This window comes from Allobosea eneae (genome assembly GCF_042657265.1).
Taxonomy (GTDB): Bacteria; Pseudomonadota; Alphaproteobacteria; order Rhizobiales; family Beijerinckiaceae; genus Allobosea; species Allobosea eneae.
This window is the reverse complement of record NZ_JBHSLW010000008.1, coordinates 82,419-99,559: the sequence shown is the minus strand read 5'-3', so window position 1 is coordinate 99,559 and position 17,141 is coordinate 82,419. Positions and strand designations below refer to the sequence as shown.

Genomic DNA, 17,141 nt, shown 5'->3' with positions numbered 1-17,141 from the left:
TCATGGCCGAATGACCCTGCTGCTTGCAGGGTCTACTTTCCACTCGGAGTAATCAAGCCGACGCGATTGGGCAGCCATCTGCGGTGACGCAGTGGCATCGCGCCGCTGCGTCAAAGCGCGTCGAGGGCGGCCTTGATCGCGCGCAGATCGCGCCAGGCCAGGCGCTTCTGGAGCGGCTGGCGCAAGAGATAGGCCGGGTGCAGCGTCGCGATCGCCCGGATCATGCGCCTGCCAGTGTCGTATTCCATCCAGCGCCCGCGCGAGGCCAGGATGCCGGAGACCCCCAGCAGGCCCTGGGCCGATGGCCCGCCGACGCAGATGAGGATGTCCGGATCGGCAAGCTCGATCTGGCGCTGGATAAATGGCAGGCAGATCGCGACCTCCTGCGGCGTCGGTGTCCGGTTGCCGGGTGGGCGCCAGGGCAGGAGATTGGCGATGTAGACATGCTCCTGCCGGGTGAGGCCGATCGCCGCCAGCATCCGGTCGAGCAACTGGCCGGAGCGGCCGACGAACGGCAGGCCGGCGCGGTCCTCGTCTGCGCCGGGCGCCTCGCCGACCACCATGATCTTCCCGGCCGGGTTGCCGTCGGAAAAGACAAGGTTCTTGGCGGTCGCCTTGAGCGGGCAGCCTTCGAAGCTCGCGAGCGCCGTCTTGAGCTCGTCCAGCGTCGCTGCCTCGCGCGCCAGCGCCCGCGCAGACAGCGCCGCCTCGTCGGGTGCTGTCGCCGCAGCCGCGTCCACGGGGCGGCGCGTAGCCTGCTGCGGTGCCGAAACGAGGCGTGCGACAGGCTGTCGCGCCAGCTCTGGCGCAGCTGCGAAATGGTCGTGTGGCGTCTCGTCGAGCGCCTCGGTAACGCCCATTTCGGCGTACCAGGCAATCAGTTCGGCGGCGGAGACGGCATCAAGGGACATCAGCCCAGAATACAGCGGCACATGGAACGAAGCGAGCCCGTTCGCTGTTGCAAAATGAACGGGAGCCCCGGATAGAGGAATTCCAATCAGCCCCGGGGCAGCGCTTGGCGGGCTGATCAAGATAGTTCATATATAAACTATCTAATGATGCAGAAGACGGCGCGGGGTGGAGGGCAGCATGGATCTGAAGGAAGCACAGAGCACGCCGCGCGAGAGCATGGACTATGACGTCGTCATCGTCGGCGCCGGCCCGGCCGGGCTCGCCGCCGCGATCCGGCTGAAGCAGCTCGACGAGAGCATCTCGGTCGTCGTGGTCGAGAAGGGCTCCGAGGTCGGCGCGCATATCCTCTCCGGCGCGGTCATCGACCCCATCGGCCTCGACAAGCTCCTGCCCGAGTGGCGGCAGGACGAGGCGCGTCCGCTGCATACGCAGGTCAGCGAGGACGTCTTCTATTTCCTTGGCCCGGCCGGCGGGGCACGCCTGCCGAACTTCGCCATGCCGAAGCTGATGAACAATCACGGCAACTTCGTCGGCTCGCTCGGCCTGGTCGCCCGCTATCTCGCGGCCCGCGCCGAGGCGCTCGGCGTCGAGATCTATCCGGGCTTCGCCGCTGCCGAACTGCTCTACAACGAGGATGGCTCGGTCGCCGGCATCGCCACCGGCGACATGGGCATCGCCAAGGACGGCACGGTCTCCGACCGCTTCACCCGCGGCATGGAACTGCGCGGCCGCTACACCCTGCTCGGCGAGGGCGCCCGCGGCTCGCTCTCCAAGATCGCGATCAGGCGCTTTGCGCTGGACGAGGGGCGCGAGCCGCAGAAATACGGCATCGGCCTCAAGGAAATCTGGCAGGTCAAGCCGGAGAAGTTCAAGAAGGGGCTGGTCCAGCACTCCTTCGGCTGGCCGCTCGACATGTCGACCGGCGGCGGCTCCTTCCTCTACCATTTCGACGACAACCTGGTTTCGGTCGGTTTCGTCGTCCACCTCAACTATTCGAACCCGACGCTCTCTCCCTTCGACGAATTCCAGCGCTTCAAGACCCATCCGATGATCCGCGATGTCTTCGAGGGCGCCAAGCGCCTTTCCTACGGCTCGCGCGCCATCACCGAGGGCGGCTGGCAGTCGGTCCCGAAGCTGGTCTTCCCGGGCGGGGCGTTGATCGGGTGCTCGGCCGGTTTCGTCAACGTGCCGCGCATCAAGGGCAGCCACAACGCCATCCTGTCGGGCATGCTCGCAGCCGAGCATCTCGTGCCGGCGCTGGCGGCGGGTCGTTCGCATGACGTGGTAGACGGCATCGAGGACAGCTGGCGCGCCTCCGAGATCGGCCGCGACCTCAAGCCGGTGCGCAACGTCAAGCCGCTCTGGTCAAAGCTCGGCACGCTGGGCGGCGTCACGCTGGGCGGCGTCGACATGTGGCTGAACCAGCTCTTCGGCTGGTCACCCTTCGGCACGCTGAAGCACGGCAAGCCCGACCACGCCACGCTGAAGCCGATCGGCATGGTCACGCCGATCGTCTACCCCAAGCCTGACGGCAAGATCTCCTTCGACAAGCTCTCCTCGGTGTTCCTCTCAGCAACGAATCACGAGGAGGACCAGCCGGCGCATCTGAAGCTGACCGATCCGAACGTGCCGGTGCTGCAGAACCTGCCGATCTATGGCGAGCCGGCGCGGCTCTATTGCCCGGCCGGCGTCTACGAGGTCGTCTATGCCGATCCGGAGAAGCAGTCCCTGCCGCGCTTCGTGATCAACGCGCAGAACTGCGTGCACTGCAAGACCTGCGACATCAAGGACCCGGCCCAGAACATCACTTGGACGGTGCCGGAAGGCGCGGGCGGGCCGAACTACTCGAACATGTGACGGGGTTCGACAGCAAAGCTCAGTAATAAAGGCCGCGCCGGTCTATTCGGCGCGGCCTTTGTGTTGGTGCCGGATAAGACGACGAATCATCCCTTGCGGATGACGGGAGCGGGCTTCTCCGGCTCCTTGGTGGCGCAGCCGCCGGCAACGCCGGCGAGCGTCAGGACCGCAGCGAGAGCGAGCGAGACCTTCTTCATTTGAAGTGTCCTGAACGAATCGTCGCGAATATCCGCGACGACGCATTCTATGGCGATTTGCTTTACGGAAATCTATCGTTCTAGCTGCAGCTCAAGGCCGTCGACGGCGCTTTCACGTCAGCGTGACGTCGCTCGCGCAGCCCTGACGTCGGACTTGTCGGCAGGCCCGGAAACGGCCATGTTGGCGGCCTAATCGTTCAGGTCACGGTCCCGTCCACGGACCAGTCCCCGGCGCCGGGGCGGACCGAGGGAGAAAGTCGAACGTGACGTTTCAGATTGATGGCCGTAGCGCCGCTTTGGTGCTGGCGTTTATCGCGGGCTTGCATGTCGGCATGCCGGCGCTCGCGCAGGCGCGCCCGGTCGAGAAGTTCGAGCCGGCCGAAAGCCTCGAAGGCAATTACCTGGCTGCCGTTGTCGCCGGTTCCGCCCGCGATCTCGGCGCGGCCTCGATCTATCTGCGCGAGGCGATCAAGAACGATCCGCAGAACAGCGAGCTGCTCGAGCGCGGCTTCGTCGCCTTCCTCGCCGACGGCGCGATGAACGAGACCTTCCGCGCCGCCGAAAAGCTGATCCAGCGCGACGCCACCAATGGCCTCGCCCAGCTCGCGCTCGGCGTGCGTGCGCTGAAGCAAAAGAACTATGCCGCCGCCCGCAATCAGCTGCAGCGCGGTGGTCGCGGCCGTTCCGCCGACATCACCGCGACCCTGCTCGCCGCCTGGGCTTATTCCGGCTCCGGCGAGACGAATCGCGCGCTCGAGACGCTGGACCGGCTCAAGGGCGAATCGACCTTCGACCGCTTCCGCGATTTCCATGCCGGGCTGATCCTCGATATCGCCGGCCGCCGCAACGACGCGAATCGCCGGCTCAAGGCGGCTTATGACGCCGAGAAGACCAATCTGCGCCTCGTCGATCTCTGGGCGCGCCAGCAGGCACGCTCGGGCGACAGCGAGGCGGCCCTGGCGACGCTGAACGATTTCGAGCAGCGCGTGCGCCCGAACCACCCGGTGGTGCGCGACGCCATCGCCAAGGTCAGCAGCAAGGAGCCGCTGCAGCGCATCGTCGGCAACACCCAGCAGGGCGCGGCCGAGGTGCTCTACGGCCTCGCCAGCGCCGGCATCCTGCAAGGCGACGAGGCCACCGCGCTGCTCTATCTGCGCTTCGCCGTCTATCTCGATCCCGGCCACGACCTCGCCGTGCTGACGCTGGCCGACATCCTGGAGCGTGCCAAGCAGACCGAGGATGCCGTCCAGGTCTACCGCCGCATGCCGGAGAACTCGCCGCTGCGTCCGGTCGCCGACATCCAGATCGGGCTCGGCCTCGAACAGCTCGGCAAGACCGAGGAGGCGGTCAAGCACCTCGAGGGGATCATCGCGGCGCGGCCCGACGACATCGACGCGACCTCGGCGCTGGGCAACATCTATCGCTCGCGCAAGCGCTTCGAGGAGGCGGCTGCGACCTATGACAAGGCGGTCGCCAAGCTCGGCACGCCCGGGCGCTCCAATTGGGACCTCTTCTACTCGCGCGGCATCGCCTATGAGCGCACCAAGAAATGGCCCCAGGCCGAGGCCGACCTGCGCAAGGCGCTCGACCTGATGCCCGAGGCGCTCGGCCGCGAGCGTGCGCTGGTGCTCAACTATCTCGGCTATTCGCTGGTCGACCAGAACCTCAAGCTCGAAGAGGCGCTCGGCATGTTGCGCCGCGCCGTCGAGCTGCGGCCCCGCGACGGCTACATCATCGACTCGCTCGGCTGGGCGCATTACCGGCTCGGCCGCTATGACGAGGCGGTGACCGAGCTGGAGAAGGCGATGGAGCTGCGTCCGTCCGATCCGGTGATCAACGACCATCTCGGCGACGTCTACTGGAAGACCGGGCGCTACCTCGAGGCACGCTACCAGTGGAACTATGCCCGCGATCTCGGGCCTGAGCCGGAAGACCTGGCTCGCATCCAGCGCAAGATTGAGAAGGGTCTGGAAGATCCGGCGCCCTCGGCCAATGCGGCCGAGCCGAAGAAGGATGGCGGCTGAGCTTTCATCGCTCCGCGCTTTCTCGTCATGGTCGGGCTTGTCCCGACCCATCCACGTCTTCCTTCAGGCACGGGGGTGCTTGAGACGTGGATGCTCGCCACAAGGGCGAGCATGACGAATTGGACCAGCGTGGTGGTTCCAAGCGTCCGGGCTCACGCCCTCGGAATCATGGCGTAACGACATGCTGCTCCCATTGACGACCCGCGCCCCGGCTAAGGTCAATCTCACCTTACGTGTCCTGGGCCGCCGGGCTGACGGCTATCATGAGCTCGACAGCCTCGTCGCCTTCGCCGGTGTCGGCGACGAGCTGAGCCTGACGCCGGGCGAGCCTGCCGGGGTGCAAGTTTCCGGCCCCTTCGCCGCCGGGCTGTCGAGCGGCGACGACAATCTCGTCCTCAAGGCCGAACGCGTCCTGCGCGAGGAGATCGCCGGCCTGCGCTCCGGCCGCTTCCATCTCGTCAAGCGCCTCCCTGTCGCCTCGGGGATAGGCGGCGGCTCGGCGGATGCCGCCGCTGCCTTACGCTTGCTGGCGCGGCTCAACGATCTGCCGCCGTCGCATCCGGCGCTGCTCGCCGCCGCCGGCCGGATCGGCGCCGATGTCCCGGTCTGCCTGGAGGCGCGCGCCCGCATTATGCGCGGCATCGGCGAAAGGCTCGGTCCGCCGCTGCGCTTGCCGCGGCTGTTTGCGCTGCTGGTCAATCCCGGAATGGCGGTCGAGACGGCACCGGTGTTCCGCACGCTCGGTCTTCAGGCAGGGCAGGAATACGCGGGTGGTGTCGCGGCGTTCGATGCAGATGGGTCCTCACCTGCGACCCCAGCTTCGTTGATCGTCGCTCTGGCCGCTTCCGGCAACGATCTCCAAGCGCCGGCGCGCGCGGGCGCGCCTGTTATCGGCGAGGTGCTGTCGGCGCTGTCGGCCACGCCCGGCTGTCGCCTGGCTCGGATGTCGGGCTCGGGCGCGACCTGCTTTGCGCTGTTCGACGATTGCCGCGCCAGCGCTGAGGCGGGGAAGCTCTTGGCTAAGCAGCAGCCCGGCTGGTGGGTGAAGCCGACCGTGTTGAGATGATGCGCCCGCCTTAGTGCGCCCGCGCCACGCAGAAATCGACTGCGTCGTTGAGCGCCTGCTTCATCGGCGATGACGGGAACAGGCCGAGCGCGTCCTTCGCCATCTTGGCGTAGTGGCGGGCGCGCTCGATCGTGTCGGCCAGCGCCCCATGCTTGCGCATCAGCGCTTGCGCCTCCTCGAGGTCGCCGTCGCGGACCTCGCCCTGCTGCAGGGTGCGGCGCCAGAAGGCGCGCTCTTCCTCGTTGCCGCGGCGGAAGGAGAGCACCACCGGCAGGGTGATCTTGCCCTCGCGGAAGTCGTCGCCGACATTCTTGCCGAGCTGGCCCGAGGAGCCGCCATAGTCGAGCGCGTCGTCGACGAGCTGGAAGGCGATGCCGAGATTGAGCCCGTAGCTGCGGCAGGCGGCGGCCTCGCCCTTTGACGAGCCGGCAATCACCGGCCCGACCTCGCAGGCGGCAGCGAAGAGCTCGGCGGTCTTGCCGCGGATCACGGCGAGGTATTCGTCCTCGGTGGTCTCGGTGTTCTTGGCTGCGGCGAGCTGCATCACCTCGCCCTCGGCGATCACGGCCGCGGCGGTGGAGAGGATGTCGAGCGCGCGCAGCGAGCCGACCTCGACCATCATCTTGAAGGCCTGGCCGAGCAGGAAGTCGCCGACCAGCACGCTCGCTTCATTGCCCCAGAGCATGCGGGCGGCGGCCTTGCCGCGGCGCATATCGCTCTCGTCGACGACGTCGTCGTGCAGCAACGTCGCCGTGTGCATGAACTCGACGCTGGCCGCGAGCTTGACATGGCCCTCGCCGCGATAGCCGCACAGCGCTGCCGTCGCCAGCGTCAGCATCGGCCGCAGGCGCTTGCCGCCCGAGGAGATCAGATGGTTCGCGACCTCCGGGATCATCGTGACCTCGGAGCCGGTGCGCGACAGGATCATCGCGTTGACTCGCTCCATGTCGGCGCGCGTCAACCCCACCAGCGCCTCGATCCCGCCCTGGCCGGTGTCCTTGTCTTCGAAAGCTACGACGACGCCCACGCGCAAACTCCGGCCTTGTTCTCGCGCATTTGCGCGCTATGCCCTTGCCACAAAGCTGGCATGCGTGGCCAGCCCCGGCAATCCTGTCGCGGCGCAGCAGATTGACGCTGCGCTGCGGCGTCGCTGCCCGCAGTGACGATCTTTGCGCTTGCGCCGAACCGGCCCGCCGGGCTCCATGGCGGCATGCACGAACTCGTCCGCTCCAACGACATTGTCCTGCTCGGTGCCATCGAAGCGCTACTGGCCTCCGCCGGTCTGGGTTGCCTGATCGCCGATCAGCACATCAGCGCGCTCGAAGGCATGATCGGCGCCTTTCCACGCCGCCTGCTGGTGCGCGAGCAGGACAGCAAGCGCGCTCGCGCTCTGTTGATCGAGGCGGGCTATCGCGACGAACTGCGCCCTGCCGCTTCGTCATGACGGAATCGCCCGCGGCTGAGCCATTAGCTCTCGGGGAGATCGCTGAAGACCGCCTGCTCGGCGGCCGGCTGCGGCTGCTGCAGCCGGTGAAGGGGCATCGCGCCGGCTCGGACGCCATCCTGCTCGCCGCGGCGATCCCGGAGCTGGGCGAGGGGCCGCTCGCCGATTTCGGCGCCGGCGTCGGCACGGTCGGGCTCAGCGTCGCGCTGCGCCAGCCGGCGCTCGATGTGGTTCTGGTCGAGCGCGATCCGGAGCTGGCCGCGCTGGCGGCACGCAATGCCGGGCTGAACGGGCTGGACGGGCGTGCCCGGGCTGTTGTGGGAACGATCGGCGAGCGGAACGGCGATCTCGCACGCGCAGAGCTGTCGGCGGCATCGTTTGCCTGGGTCGCGATGAATCCGCCCTTTTTCGAAACAGGAGAGGTGCGTGCCTCTCCTGTCGCCAATCGACGCGTAGCCCATGTCGCCGGGCAATCGCTCGCTGACTGGCTGAAGGCGGCGCGTCACGTGCTGAAGCCGGACGGCGGCGTCAGCATCATCCACCGCGCCGAGGCGCTGGGCGCGATTCTCGCAGGGCTGGAGACAGGGTTCGGCGCGGTCGAGGTCCGTCCGGTCCACGGCCAGGCGGAGCGGCCGGCGATCCGGGTGATCGTCTCCGCCCGCCTCGGCAGCAAAAAGCCGGCAGCCTTGCTGCCGGCTCTGATTCTCAATGGTGCTGATGGGCGCTTCACCGCCTTCAGCGAAGCGCTCCACCGGGGCGAGGCATTGCTCGCCTAGGGGCGCCGGCTCAGCGGCAGACGCGCACCGGGCGGATCACCCAGCGATAGCCGTTCCAGACCCGGCGATCGACGAAATAGCAGCGCGGACGATAGACCGGGCGGCCATAATAACGGCGCGGGCCGTAATAGGGCCGGCCATAGTATTGGATCTGTTCGACCAGCCCGGCGCTGGTCGAGGCGGCGGGCGCGCCCGCCGCGATCGGCGCGGCACTGGCCGGGGCGGTAGCGAGGCCGGTGACAAGGAGGGCGCCGGCACCGAACAGGGCGGCGGCGATACGGTTCGACAGCATGTGCAAACTCCTGCGTGTCGCATCGGCCCGTCTCAAGCACTCGCCCCGAATGCCGCGGACCGTTCGATGAAGCGACGATAGCCGCGGCTATATGAATGCGATCCTTGCCGAAGGGTTCACGCGCCGTTCATGGCCCGAAGCAATTACAGCAGACGTGTGCAGCGGTTCTGCGGCCGGAACTGCGTCCAAAAAGGCGGCAACGCATGTCCGCCGACCGTCGGCGGACATGCGTCGCGCTTGACCATATGCGCCGCCAGCCCCTAATCACGCCGCACGTTTTCTCGACAGTTTAAAAGGCTGATGCCCTTGGCCGCGTCCTCCGACCCCATGAACCCGACCCGCTCCTTCCAGGGCCTGCTGCTGACCTTGCAGCGCTTCTGGGCCGAGCGCGGCTGCGTCATCCTCCAGCCATATGACATGGAGGTCGGTGCCGGCACCTTCCACCCGGCGACGACGCTGCGGGCGCTGGGCCCGAAGCCCTGGAAGGCAGCCTATGTCCAGCCTTCGCGCCGGCCCAAGGACGGTCGCTATGGCGAAAACCCCAACCGGCTGCAGCATTACTACCAGTTCCAGGTGATCCTGAAGCCGTCGCCGCCGGACCTGCAGCAGCTCTATCTCGACTCGCTGAAAGCGATCGGCGTCGATCTCGCTTTGCACGATGTCCGCTTCGTCGAGGACGATTGGGAGAGCCCGACGCTCGGCGCCTGGGGCCTTGGCTGGGAATGCTGGTGCGACGGCATGGAAGTCAGCCAGTTCACTTACTTTCAGCAGGTCGCCGGTGTCGAATGCGCTCCGGTCGCGGGCGAATTGACCTATGGGCTCGAACGCCTCGCCATGTATGTCCAGGGCGTGGAGAACGTATACGACCTCAACTTCAACGGCCTCGAGGGCGAGGACCGCGTCTCCTATGGCGACGTCTTCCTGCAGGCCGAGCAGGAGTTCTCGCGGCATAATTTCGAATACGCCAACACCGAGACGCTGTTCCGGCACTTCGGCGATGCTGAGGCCGAGTGCAAGGCGCTGCTCGCCGCCGGCGAGGCGGGTGAGGGCGCCAATTCCGCTCAGCACAAGCTCGCTCTGCCGGCCTATGACCAGTGCATCAAGGCGAGCCATGTCTTCAACCTGCTCGATGCACGCGGCGTGATCTCGGTCACCGAGCGCCAGAGCTACATCCTGCGCGTGCGCGAGCTCGCCAAAGCCTGCGGCGCCGCCTGGCTGCAGACCGCCGGCGGAGGAGCGAACTGATGCCCGATCTCCTGCTCGAACTCTTCTCCGAGGAAATCCCCGCCCGCATGCAGCGCAAGGCGGCGGAGGACCTGAAGAAGCTCGTCACCGATGCGCTGGTCGAGCGCGGCCTGACCTATGAGGGTGCCAAGGCCTTCGTGACGCCGCGCCGGCTCGCCCTCACCATCGCCGGCCTGCCGGTGCGCGGCCGCGATGTCCGCGAGGAGCGCAAGGGGCCGCGCGTCGGTGCGCCCGAGGCCGCCGTGCAGGGTTTCCTCAAGGCCGCCGGGCTGACCTCGCTCGCTGAGGCGACGATCGTCAGCGATCCCAAGAAGGGCGACTCTTATGTCGCCGTGATCGAGAAGCCCGGCGAGGAGACGGTTGCGGTGATCGCCGAGATCGTGCCGGCGGTGATCCGGTCCTTCCCCTGGCCGAAGTCGATGCGCTGGGGCAAGGCCTCGGCCGAGACCGGCTCGCTGCGCTGGGTCCGCCCGCTGCATTCGATCCTCTGCACCTTCGGCGCCGAGACCGAGGACCCGGAGGTGGTGCCCTTCGAGGTCGACGGCATCCAGTCCGGCAACGTCACCTATGGCCACCGCTTCCATGCGCCGGGGCCGATCACGGTGAAGCGCTTCGACGACTACGTCCCGAGCCTGGAGCGGGCCAAGGTCGTGCTCGATGCCGATCGCCGCAAGGAGATCATTCTCGCCGACGCCAGGAACCTCGCTTTCGCCGCTGGCCTCGAGCTGGTCGAGGACGAGGGACTGCTGGAGGAGGTCGCCGGCCTCGTCGAATGGCCGGTCGTGCTGATGGGCGATTTCGAGGAGCGCTTCCTCGAGATTCCCGGCGAGGCGATCCGCGCCACCATCCGCGCCAACCAGAAATGCTTCGTGCTGCGCGATCCCAATACCGGAGAACTCGCCAACCGCTTCATCCCGGTCTCGAACCTGATCGCGAGCGATGGCGGCCAGGCGATCACCGCCGGCAATGGCCGCGTCGTCCGGGCGCGCCTCTCCGACGCCGCCTATTTCTGGCAGACCGATCGCGGCCCGCTGCCTGATCTCGATACGCTGAAGGAGAGCGCCGACAAGCTCGGGCTCGACCTGTCGAAGCCGCTCGACCAGCGCATGGCCAAGCTCGACAGGCTCGGCGTCGTCTTCCACGCGAAGCTCGGCACGCAAGGTGAGCGCGTCCAGCGCATTGCCGCGCTCGCGAAGGATCTGGCCCCGATCGTCGGCGCCGATCCGGCGCTGGCCGAGCGCGCCGCCCGGCTCGCCAAGGCCGACCTGCCGACCGAAATGGTCGGCGAGTTCCCGGAACTGCAGGGCCTGATGGGCCGGAAGTATGCGGAGCTGCAGGGGGAGAACGCTTCGGTCGCCGCCGCGATCGAGGAGCATTACAAGCCGCTCGGCCCTTCCGACCGTGTCCCGACCGATCCGGTCTCGGTGGCGGTGGCGCTCGCCGACAAGCTCGACACGCTCGTCGGCTTCTGGGCGATCGACGAGAAACCGACCGGTAGCAAGGACCCCTACGCGCTGCGTCGTGCGGCGCTGGGCGTGATTCGGATCGTGCTGGAAAACGGTCTGAACTTTTCTATCGATCGGTTCAATGACGTACAGTTGCTGCGTCACCAGATCGGCACCTCACCGTCGGCACCCGAGAAGCTCGGCGCCATCTTGTCCGCAGCGGCCGCTGGCGGGATGTTCGGCGAGCAGGCGCGTGCGCTGGTCGCCGCAAGCCGGGATGAAGGGCACGAATGGCTGCGGCTCGTTGATGAGCACGACCCTGCGATCAGCGACGACCTGCGCTTGTTTCTTCAGGATCGTCTCAGGGTTTATCTCCGTGAGATCGGCACCAGACACGACATCATCGATGCCGTCATTGCGCCGGAGAGCTGCAATCTTTTCCTCATCACTCGCCGCGTCGCGGCGCTCGGCCGCTTCCTCGAGACCGAGGACGGCAAGAGCCTGCTCGCCGGCTACAAGCGCGCCGCCAATATCCTCAGGGCCGAGGAGAAGAAGGACGGCGAGGGCGCCTTCGCCGGCGCTGCCGATCTCCAGCTCATCGCCGCTGCCGGGCTGATCGAGGAGAAGGGGCTGGCGGTCGCGCTGGCCCAGGCGACGCCGAAGGCCGAGGCTGCCATCGCTGCCGAGGACTATGAGGGCGCCATGGCGGCGCTGGCCGAGCTCAGGCCGGCGGTCGACGCCTTCTTCGACAAGGTCACGGTCAACGATCCCGATCCGGCCTTGCGCGCCAATCGCCTCAGGCTGCTGAACCAGCTGCGCGAGGCGACCCGCGCCGTGGCGGATTTCTCGCGGATTGCGGGGTAGGGCGCGACGCAGAACCCCTCTCCCGGATGGGAGAAGGGTTCCCCGCACCCTCGTTCGCAAGGTTGGCTCGTCCTCAGCCAGCTACCCTTCCGGAACTTTTTCGCAGGGCTCCACGTTCTCTTGCCCGAGACAGCTTTCTGCGAATGCGTCGCAGCGAGCGTCTCGGGGGGCCGGCTTTCGGCCGCGATAAGAGGATTTGAGCCATGAGCATTCTGATTTCGCTTTTGATCACCATCCTGGTGATCGCCCTCGTGCTTTATCTGGTGCGGATGCTGCCGGTCGACGGTAACATCAAGAATATCATCCAGATCATCGTCATCATCATCGGCATCATCTCGTTGCTGCGCTATCTCGCGGTCTTCTAGCCCAAGGGGCCGCCGTCATGCCCGCCCCGTGGCGGGTGTCCATGCGAACATCGCCCGTGACCGGCGAGCACGTGGATGGTCGGGGCAAGGCCCGCCCATGACGGTGGTGACGGCTTCAACCGGCAATTGACGAAAATGCCGCGCTGATCCAGACTCTTATTGGTCCAGAGGGCCCCGGACGCGACCCGTCCCGGGGCCCTTTCCCGTTTTGAGATCGAGCGATCACCGCGATGACGTCGCAGAACCGCACCAGCCATATCCGCCTGACCTCGCATCCCGAGCCCGGCAGCGCCGCGGCGCGCTTCCCGATCCATTGGGGCGCCGCGACACCGCAGGAGCGAGGCCCGGTCATTGCCTCGACCACCAACCCGGCCGACCGCAACGTCATCGGCGCCCATGGCGGCTCCTATTCGGTCTATCGCGCGCTCGCCATCTCCGCCCGGGCGATGAACCCGGCGCAGCGTCCGGACCTGACCAACACCCATCCGACCTCCGACATCCTGCCGCAGGCGCAATGGTTCGAGCCCGGCCGGATCGTCTCGCTCGATCCGTTCGGCCATCGCGTCGCCCAGGATTTCGGCAAATGGATCGCCGAGGGCATCGACATCCGCCCGACCATCGCGGTCACCAAGGCGCGCCTCAACCTGCCCGAGATCCTCGCAGCCATGGCTGGCCACCGGCTCGCGGCCGATGGGGCCATCCTGCACGGTTCCGGCGATATCAGCGTCACCAAGATCGCGGTCGACCCGGTCTGGCATCTGCCGGGGATCGCCGACCGTTTCGGCACGACCGAGAATGAACTCCGCCGCACCTTGTTCGAGCAGACCGGCGGCATGTATCCGGAATTGGTGACGCGGCCCGACCTCAAGGTCTTCCTGCCGCCGATCGGCTCGATCACGGCCTATGTCATCGGCGAGGTCTCGGCGATTTGCGACCCCAGGAAGACGCTGGCCTGCCGCGTCCATGACGAATGCAACGGTTCCGACGTGTTCGGCTCCGACATCTGCACCTGCCGGCCCTATCTCGTTCACGGTATCGAGGAAGCCGTGAAGGAGGCGCAAGGAGGTGGCGTCGGCCTGATCGTCTACAACCGCAAGGAAGGCAGGGCGCTCGGCGAGGTCACCAAATTCCTCGTCTACAACGCCCGCAAGCGCCAGGAGGGCGGCGATTCCGCCGCGACCTATTTCGAGCGCACCGAATGCGTCGCCGGCGTGCAGGATGCCCGCTTCCAGCAATTGATGCCGGACGTGCTGCACTGGCTCGGCGTGAAGCGGATCGACCGGCTGATGTCGATGTCGAACATGAAATACGACGCCATGGTCGAGAGCGGCATCGAGATCGGCGAGCGCGTCGCGATTCCGCCCGAACTGGTCCCGCCGGATGCCTCGGTCGAGATCGAGGCCAAGAAGGCAGCGGGCTACTACTCGCCGGATGGCACGCCAGGCGACAACGCGCTCAAGGCCACCATCGGCCGCGACCTCGAGAAGTTCTGATAGCGCCTATGCCTGACTCCAATCCTGAAGCCGTCCGCTTGCTGCTGAAGCCGGCTGCCGTCCGCGAACGCGCCCATGAGATGCTGCGGCTCGGCCTTGCCGGCCGGCTGACGCATTTCAGCGTCCACCCCGAGCGATTGGCCGCCTGTGCCGCCTATGTGCTGGAGACGATCCGGCAGAACTATCCGTCGCTCGACATTCCCTTCCACGCTCGCTGGCGCCATTTCGTCATCGCCGGCGTGGATCGCTGGCAGGTTCTCGACGCGAAAGCGCAGTTCGCCGACGCCCGGGCGCGGGGCCGCGCCGCCTATGATCTCGCCGTCGTCAGCGTCCTGCTCGATGCCGGGGCCGGCGCCGACTGGCGCTATCGCGATGCGGTCACCGGCCAGAGCATCGGCCGCTCGGAGGGGCTGGCGCTGGCCTCGCTCGACATGTTCGCCGCCGGAGCCTTTTCCAGCAATTCAGCGGAGCCGCTGCGGGTGGATGTCGCTGCGCTTGAACATCTCGACGTCGAGGCATTGGCGGCAGGCTTCCAGACCTCCGATACCAACCCGCTGGTCGGTCTCGAAGGCCGTGCAGCGCTGCTCAATCGCCTCGGCGAGGAGCTGGAGAGGCACGGACTCACCCGTCCGGGCGATCTGTTCGACCGGCTGGTCGAAGCCGCCGAGGGCCGCTCGATCCGCGCCGCCTATATCCTCTCGCAGGTGCTGGAAGTGCTGGGCGGCATCTGGCCGTCGCGCCTGAGCTATGCCGGCATTGCGCTCGGCGACAGCTGGAAGCATCCGCTGATCGCCCCTGGCGAGATCACCAGGGGCATCGTGCCCTTCCACAAGCTTTCGCAATGGCTGAGCTATTCGCTGATCGAGCCGCTGCAATGGGCCGGCATCCGGGTCGTCGGCATCGACGACCTCACCGGCCTGCCGGAATATCGCAATGGCGGGCTCCTGCTCGACCTCGGGGTGCTCGAACTGAAGGACCCTGCCGATGCGGTGCGGGGCCATGAGGTCGGCTCGCAGCTCGTGGTGGAGTGGCGGGCGCTGACGGTTGCGCTGCTCGACAGGATCGGCGAACTGGTGCGCGCCGAACTCGGCCTGAGCGCCGAGCAGTTGCCGCTCGCCAAGGTGCTGGAGGGCGGGACCTGGGCTGCCGGCCGCCGCATCGCTCGCGAAAGGCGCGAAGGCGGCGGTCCGCCCTTGACCATCGTCAGCGACGGCACGGTATTCTAGACAAAGACAAGAAGACGAAGGGGATCAGGATTGCATGGCCACGAGCGCTAACGGCGTCACCGTCGTCGACCACCCGCTGGTGCAGCACAAGCTGACGCTGATGCGCGAGAAGGACCGCTCGACCAAGAGCTTCCGCCAGCTGCTGAACGAGATCGGCATGCTGCTCTGCTACGAGGTCACGCGCGACCTGCCGACCGAGATGATCGAGATCGAGACGCCGCTGCAAAAATCGATGCAGCCGGTGATCTCCGGCAAGAAGCTGGTCTTCGCCCCGATCCTGCGTGCTGGCGTCGGCTTCCTCGACGGCATGCTCGAGCTCGTGCCGGCCGCCCGCGTCGCCCATATCGGCCTCTATCGCGACCCGCAGACGCTGCAGGCGGTCGAATACTACTTCAAGGCGCCCTCCGACATCGCCGACCGCATGATCGTGGTGATGGACCCGATGCTGGCGACCGCCAACTCCGCGGTGGCGGCGGTCGATCGGCTGAAGGAGCGCGGCGCCAAGGACCTGCGCTTCGTCTGCCTGCTCGCCGCGCCCGAAGGCATCGCCCGCATGCGCGACGCCCATCCGGATGTCCGCATCTGGACGGCGGCGATCGACGAGCGCCTCAACGATCACGGCTATATCGTTCCCGGCCTCGGCGATGCCGGCGACCGCATGTTCGGCACGCGCTGACACGCGAAAAGGCCCACCCTTTTCGGGGTGGGCCCTGTGATCCGGATGGTCACTCAGGCCTTGATGACGCGAGCGAGCAGGGGATCGACTAAGATCACTCGATGATCTGGACCACGCGGCGGGTCTGCGGCTCGACCAGCACGGTGCGATTGTTCACGACCGTGTAGCGATAGCCGCTGGCGCGCTCGCCGAACTCGGCCGGCACCTCGCGATAGACCACGCCCTGCTGCGGGAGCACGGTGCCTACGGTGACCGGCTCGGCATAGGTATACGAGGGAACGCGCTGCTCGACGACATAGGTGCGGAAGCGCGGAGCGTTGTCGCCGATCACCGCGCCGGTGAAGCCGCCGACCACCGCGCCACCGACAGCACCGGCGACTGCGCCGACCGGGCCGCCGACCACGGCGCCGCCGACAGCACCCGCGGTGGCGCCGCCGACGATACCGCTGGCCGCGCCGCCCTGGGCGCCATCAGGATTCTGAGCGAAAGCCGCCGCCGGAACGATGGCGAGGGCGGTGACGAGAGCAAGCTTCTTGAACATGTCCGTTCTCCTTCCAGAGTGGAAACTTCGGCAGGAGAAACGGACGGCTCGGCTTGTAGTTCCGCCGGCCTGGTCACGAACTGTGTACAATCGTGACCGGGTATCGCCAATTCGGTTTGTCTGACAGCGCGTTGGTATCGATCACGATCTCGATGCCGGCAGCCCGAAAGTCGTGGACCCGGGTGCGCGCGGGCGTTTTTCCGGGATCGTCGAACAGCTCGTTCACCGTTGCCTCCTCCGACAGGAAGAGAAAGTCGGCATGGCCGCCGCGCTCGGGATAGGCGTCGATCGCGTGCCAGGTGCCGCGGTGGAACAGCACGCCCTCGCGATCGAGCCGGAAGGCCCGCAGAGTCTCGGGCGCCGGCGGCAGCTCCGACGGCTCGGCGACCACGATGATGGCGGGGGGGCCGCCGAGCGGCTGGCGCGCTTCGGTGACGTGGAGATGCCGTTCGATCAGGGCGACGACGAACGGACGTGCATGGTAGCGCACGATCTGCAGCCGCGGCCGGCTTTCGGCAGCGAAGGGCTGGATCCAGATGTCATAACCCTCGCGGCCGGTGTCGCGTGCTCCCGAGGGAGACAGGACGCGGCCATAGGGAGCAAAGGCCTCGGCGGTGAGCGGAAAGACGGGCAGGGCGATGCGATGCATGCCGCATCGTAGAGCGAGCTGCGCAAAAGAAAACGGCGGGCACGAGGCCCGCCGTCCATTGGTGCATGC

16 protein-coding genes are annotated in these 17,141 nt (G+C 67.0%); 11 read left to right on the top strand and 5 right to left on the bottom strand.

The features are described 5' to 3' along the window. Nucleotides 1–110: 110 nt before the first annotated feature. Nucleotides 111–911: a uracil-DNA glycosylase gene (locus tag ACFPOB_RS05745; protein ID WP_377796620.1), complete on the bottom strand. Its 801-nt coding sequence runs from the start codon at nucleotides 909–911 to the stop codon at nucleotides 111–113. 178 nt (nucleotides 912–1,089) lie between these two features. Here ACFPOB_RS05745 and ACFPOB_RS05740 point away from each other — a divergent pair, with 178 nt between their 5' ends. From ACFPOB_RS05740 to ACFPOB_RS05730, 3 genes are all read left to right on the top strand, one after another. Then, complete coding sequence (locus ACFPOB_RS05740) at nucleotides 1,090–2,769, top strand: electron transfer flavoprotein-ubiquinone oxidoreductase (protein WP_377796617.1); 1,680 nt, start codon at nucleotides 1,090–1,092, stop codon at nucleotides 2,767–2,769. 460 nt (nucleotides 2,770–3,229) lie between these two features. Next, a complete protein-coding gene (locus ACFPOB_RS05735) occupies nucleotides 3,230–4,990 on the top strand; it encodes a tetratricopeptide repeat protein (RefSeq protein WP_377796614.1) in 1,761 nt (586 codons plus the stop codon). Between the two features lie 184 nt (nucleotides 4,991–5,174). Beyond that, nucleotides 5,175–6,056 (top strand): 4-(cytidine 5'-diphospho)-2-C-methyl-D-erythritol kinase, encoded by an 882-nt coding sequence (locus ACFPOB_RS05730; RefSeq protein WP_377796806.1) that lies wholly within the window; start codon nucleotides 5,175–5,177, stop codon nucleotides 6,054–6,056. A 10-nt stretch (nucleotides 6,057–6,066) separates the two neighbouring features. Here the strand turns inward: ACFPOB_RS05730 and ACFPOB_RS05725 are convergent, their stop codons facing one another. Further along, a complete protein-coding gene (locus ACFPOB_RS05725) occupies nucleotides 6,067–7,083 on the bottom strand; it encodes a polyprenyl synthetase family protein (RefSeq protein ID WP_377796612.1) in 1,017 nt (338 codons plus the stop codon). Between the two features lie 132 nt (nucleotides 7,084–7,215). Between ACFPOB_RS05725 and ACFPOB_RS05720 the strand changes: the two genes are divergently transcribed. Continuing rightward, entirely contained in the window at nucleotides 7,216–7,500 is a 285-nt protein-coding gene (locus ACFPOB_RS05720) for a putative signal transducing protein (protein WP_377796610.1), read from the top strand. Beyond that, nucleotides 7,497–8,276: a tRNA1(Val) (adenine(37)-N6)-methyltransferase gene (locus ACFPOB_RS05715; RefSeq protein ID WP_377796608.1), complete on the top strand. Its 780-nt coding sequence runs from the start codon at nucleotides 7,497–7,499 to the stop codon at nucleotides 8,274–8,276. The genes ACFPOB_RS05720 and ACFPOB_RS05715 overlap by 4 nt, the downstream gene beginning before the upstream one ends. 10 nt (nucleotides 8,277–8,286) lie before the next feature. Here ACFPOB_RS05715 and ACFPOB_RS05710 read toward each other — a convergent pair whose 3' ends face one another. Then, nucleotides 8,287–8,568: a hypothetical protein gene (locus ACFPOB_RS05710; protein ID WP_377796607.1), complete on the bottom strand. Its 282-nt coding sequence runs from the start codon at nucleotides 8,566–8,568 to the stop codon at nucleotides 8,287–8,289. Nucleotides 8,569–8,868: 300 nt separating this feature from the next. Here ACFPOB_RS05710 and ACFPOB_RS05705 point away from each other — a divergent pair, with 300 nt between their 5' ends. The 6 genes from ACFPOB_RS05705 to upp all read left to right on the top strand — a co-directional run bounded on the left by ACFPOB_RS05705 (nucleotide 8,869) and on the right by upp (nucleotide 15,882). After that, the gene (locus ACFPOB_RS05705; protein ID WP_377796605.1) at nucleotides 8,869–9,813 is read left to right on the top strand and encodes a glycine--tRNA ligase subunit alpha; all 945 of its coding nucleotides are present in this window, start codon (nucleotides 8,869–8,871) and stop codon (nucleotides 9,811–9,813) included. Beyond that, nucleotides 9,813–12,122 carry a glycine--tRNA ligase subunit beta gene (gene glyS, locus ACFPOB_RS05700; protein WP_377796603.1) on the top strand — a complete coding sequence of 770 codons (2,310 nt, stop codon included), beginning with the start codon at nucleotides 9,813–9,815 and terminating at the stop codon, nucleotides 12,120–12,122. The genes ACFPOB_RS05705 and glyS overlap by 1 nt, the downstream gene beginning before the upstream one ends. A gap of 203 nt (nucleotides 12,123–12,325) precedes the next feature. Continuing rightward, on the top strand, nucleotides 12,326–12,487 hold the full coding sequence (locus tag ACFPOB_RS05695) for a Thivi_2564 family membrane protein (RefSeq protein WP_091831753.1): 162 nt from the start codon (nucleotides 12,326–12,328) through the stop codon (nucleotides 12,485–12,487). Between the two features lie 230 nt (nucleotides 12,488–12,717). Further along, the gene (locus ACFPOB_RS05690) at nucleotides 12,718–13,980 is read left to right on the top strand and encodes a GTP cyclohydrolase II (protein ID WP_377796600.1); all 1,263 of its coding nucleotides are present in this window, start codon (nucleotides 12,718–12,720) and stop codon (nucleotides 13,978–13,980) included. 8 nt (nucleotides 13,981–13,988) lie between these two features. Continuing rightward, the gene (locus ACFPOB_RS05685; RefSeq protein WP_377796598.1) at nucleotides 13,989–15,206 is read left to right on the top strand and encodes a URC4/urg3 family protein; all 1,218 of its coding nucleotides are present in this window, start codon (nucleotides 13,989–13,991) and stop codon (nucleotides 15,204–15,206) included. Between the two features lie 34 nt (nucleotides 15,207–15,240). Continuing rightward, complete coding sequence (gene upp / locus ACFPOB_RS05680) at nucleotides 15,241–15,882, top strand: uracil phosphoribosyltransferase (protein ID WP_092155571.1); 642 nt, start codon at nucleotides 15,241–15,243, stop codon at nucleotides 15,880–15,882. A gap of 94 nt (nucleotides 15,883–15,976) precedes the next feature. Here upp and ACFPOB_RS05675 read toward each other — a convergent pair whose 3' ends face one another. Together ACFPOB_RS05675 and ACFPOB_RS05670 are read right to left on the bottom strand one after the other, a co-directional pair. After that, on the bottom strand, nucleotides 15,977–16,423 hold the full coding sequence (locus ACFPOB_RS05675) for a DUF1236 domain-containing protein (protein ID WP_377796595.1): 447 nt from the start codon (nucleotides 16,421–16,423) through the stop codon (nucleotides 15,977–15,979). 73 nt (nucleotides 16,424–16,496) lie between these two features. After that, nucleotides 16,497–17,072 (bottom strand): ureidoglycolate lyase, encoded by a 576-nt coding sequence (locus tag ACFPOB_RS05670; RefSeq protein WP_377796594.1) that lies wholly within the window; start codon nucleotides 17,070–17,072, stop codon nucleotides 16,497–16,499. Nucleotides 17,073–17,141: the final 69 nt, after the last annotated feature.

Bases quoted from the DNA above. Each gene is read 5' to 3' on its own strand.
- ACFPOB_RS05745 (WP_377796620.1), bottom strand. From the start codon at position 911: ATGTCCCTTGATGCCGTCTCCGCCGCCGAACTGATTGCCTGGTACGCC.
- ACFPOB_RS05740 (WP_377796617.1), top strand. From the start codon at position 1,090: ATGGATCTGAAGGAAGCACAGAGCACGCCGCGCGAGAGCATGGACTAT.
- ACFPOB_RS05715 (WP_377796608.1), top strand. From the start codon at position 7,497: ATGACGGAATCGCCCGCGGCTGAGCCATTAGCTCTCGGGGAGATCGCT.
- ACFPOB_RS05710 (WP_377796607.1), bottom strand. From the start codon at position 8,568: ATGCTGTCGAACCGTATCGCCGCCGCCCTGTTCGGTGCCGGCGCCCTC.
- ACFPOB_RS05705 (WP_377796605.1), top strand. From the start codon at position 8,869: ATGCCCTTGGCCGCGTCCTCCGACCCCATGAACCCGACCCGCTCCTTC.
- glyS (WP_377796603.1), top strand. From the start codon at position 9,813: ATGCCCGATCTCCTGCTCGAACTCTTCTCCGAGGAAATCCCCGCCCGC.
- ACFPOB_RS05695 (WP_091831753.1), top strand. From the start codon at position 12,326: ATGAGCATTCTGATTTCGCTTTTGATCACCATCCTGGTGATCGCCCTC.
- ACFPOB_RS05690 (WP_377796600.1), top strand. From the start codon at position 12,718: ATGACGTCGCAGAACCGCACCAGCCATATCCGCCTGACCTCGCATCCC.
- ACFPOB_RS05685 (WP_377796598.1), top strand. From the start codon at position 13,989: ATGCCTGACTCCAATCCTGAAGCCGTCCGCTTGCTGCTGAAGCCGGCT.
- upp (WP_092155571.1), top strand. From the start codon at position 15,241: ATGGCCACGAGCGCTAACGGCGTCACCGTCGTCGACCACCCGCTGGTG.
- ACFPOB_RS05675 (WP_377796595.1), bottom strand. From the start codon at position 16,423: ATGTTCAAGAAGCTTGCTCTCGTCACCGCCCTCGCCATCGTTCCGGCG.
- ACFPOB_RS05670 (WP_377796594.1), bottom strand. From the start codon at position 17,072: ATGCATCGCATCGCCCTGCCCGTCTTTCCGCTCACCGCCGAGGCCTTT.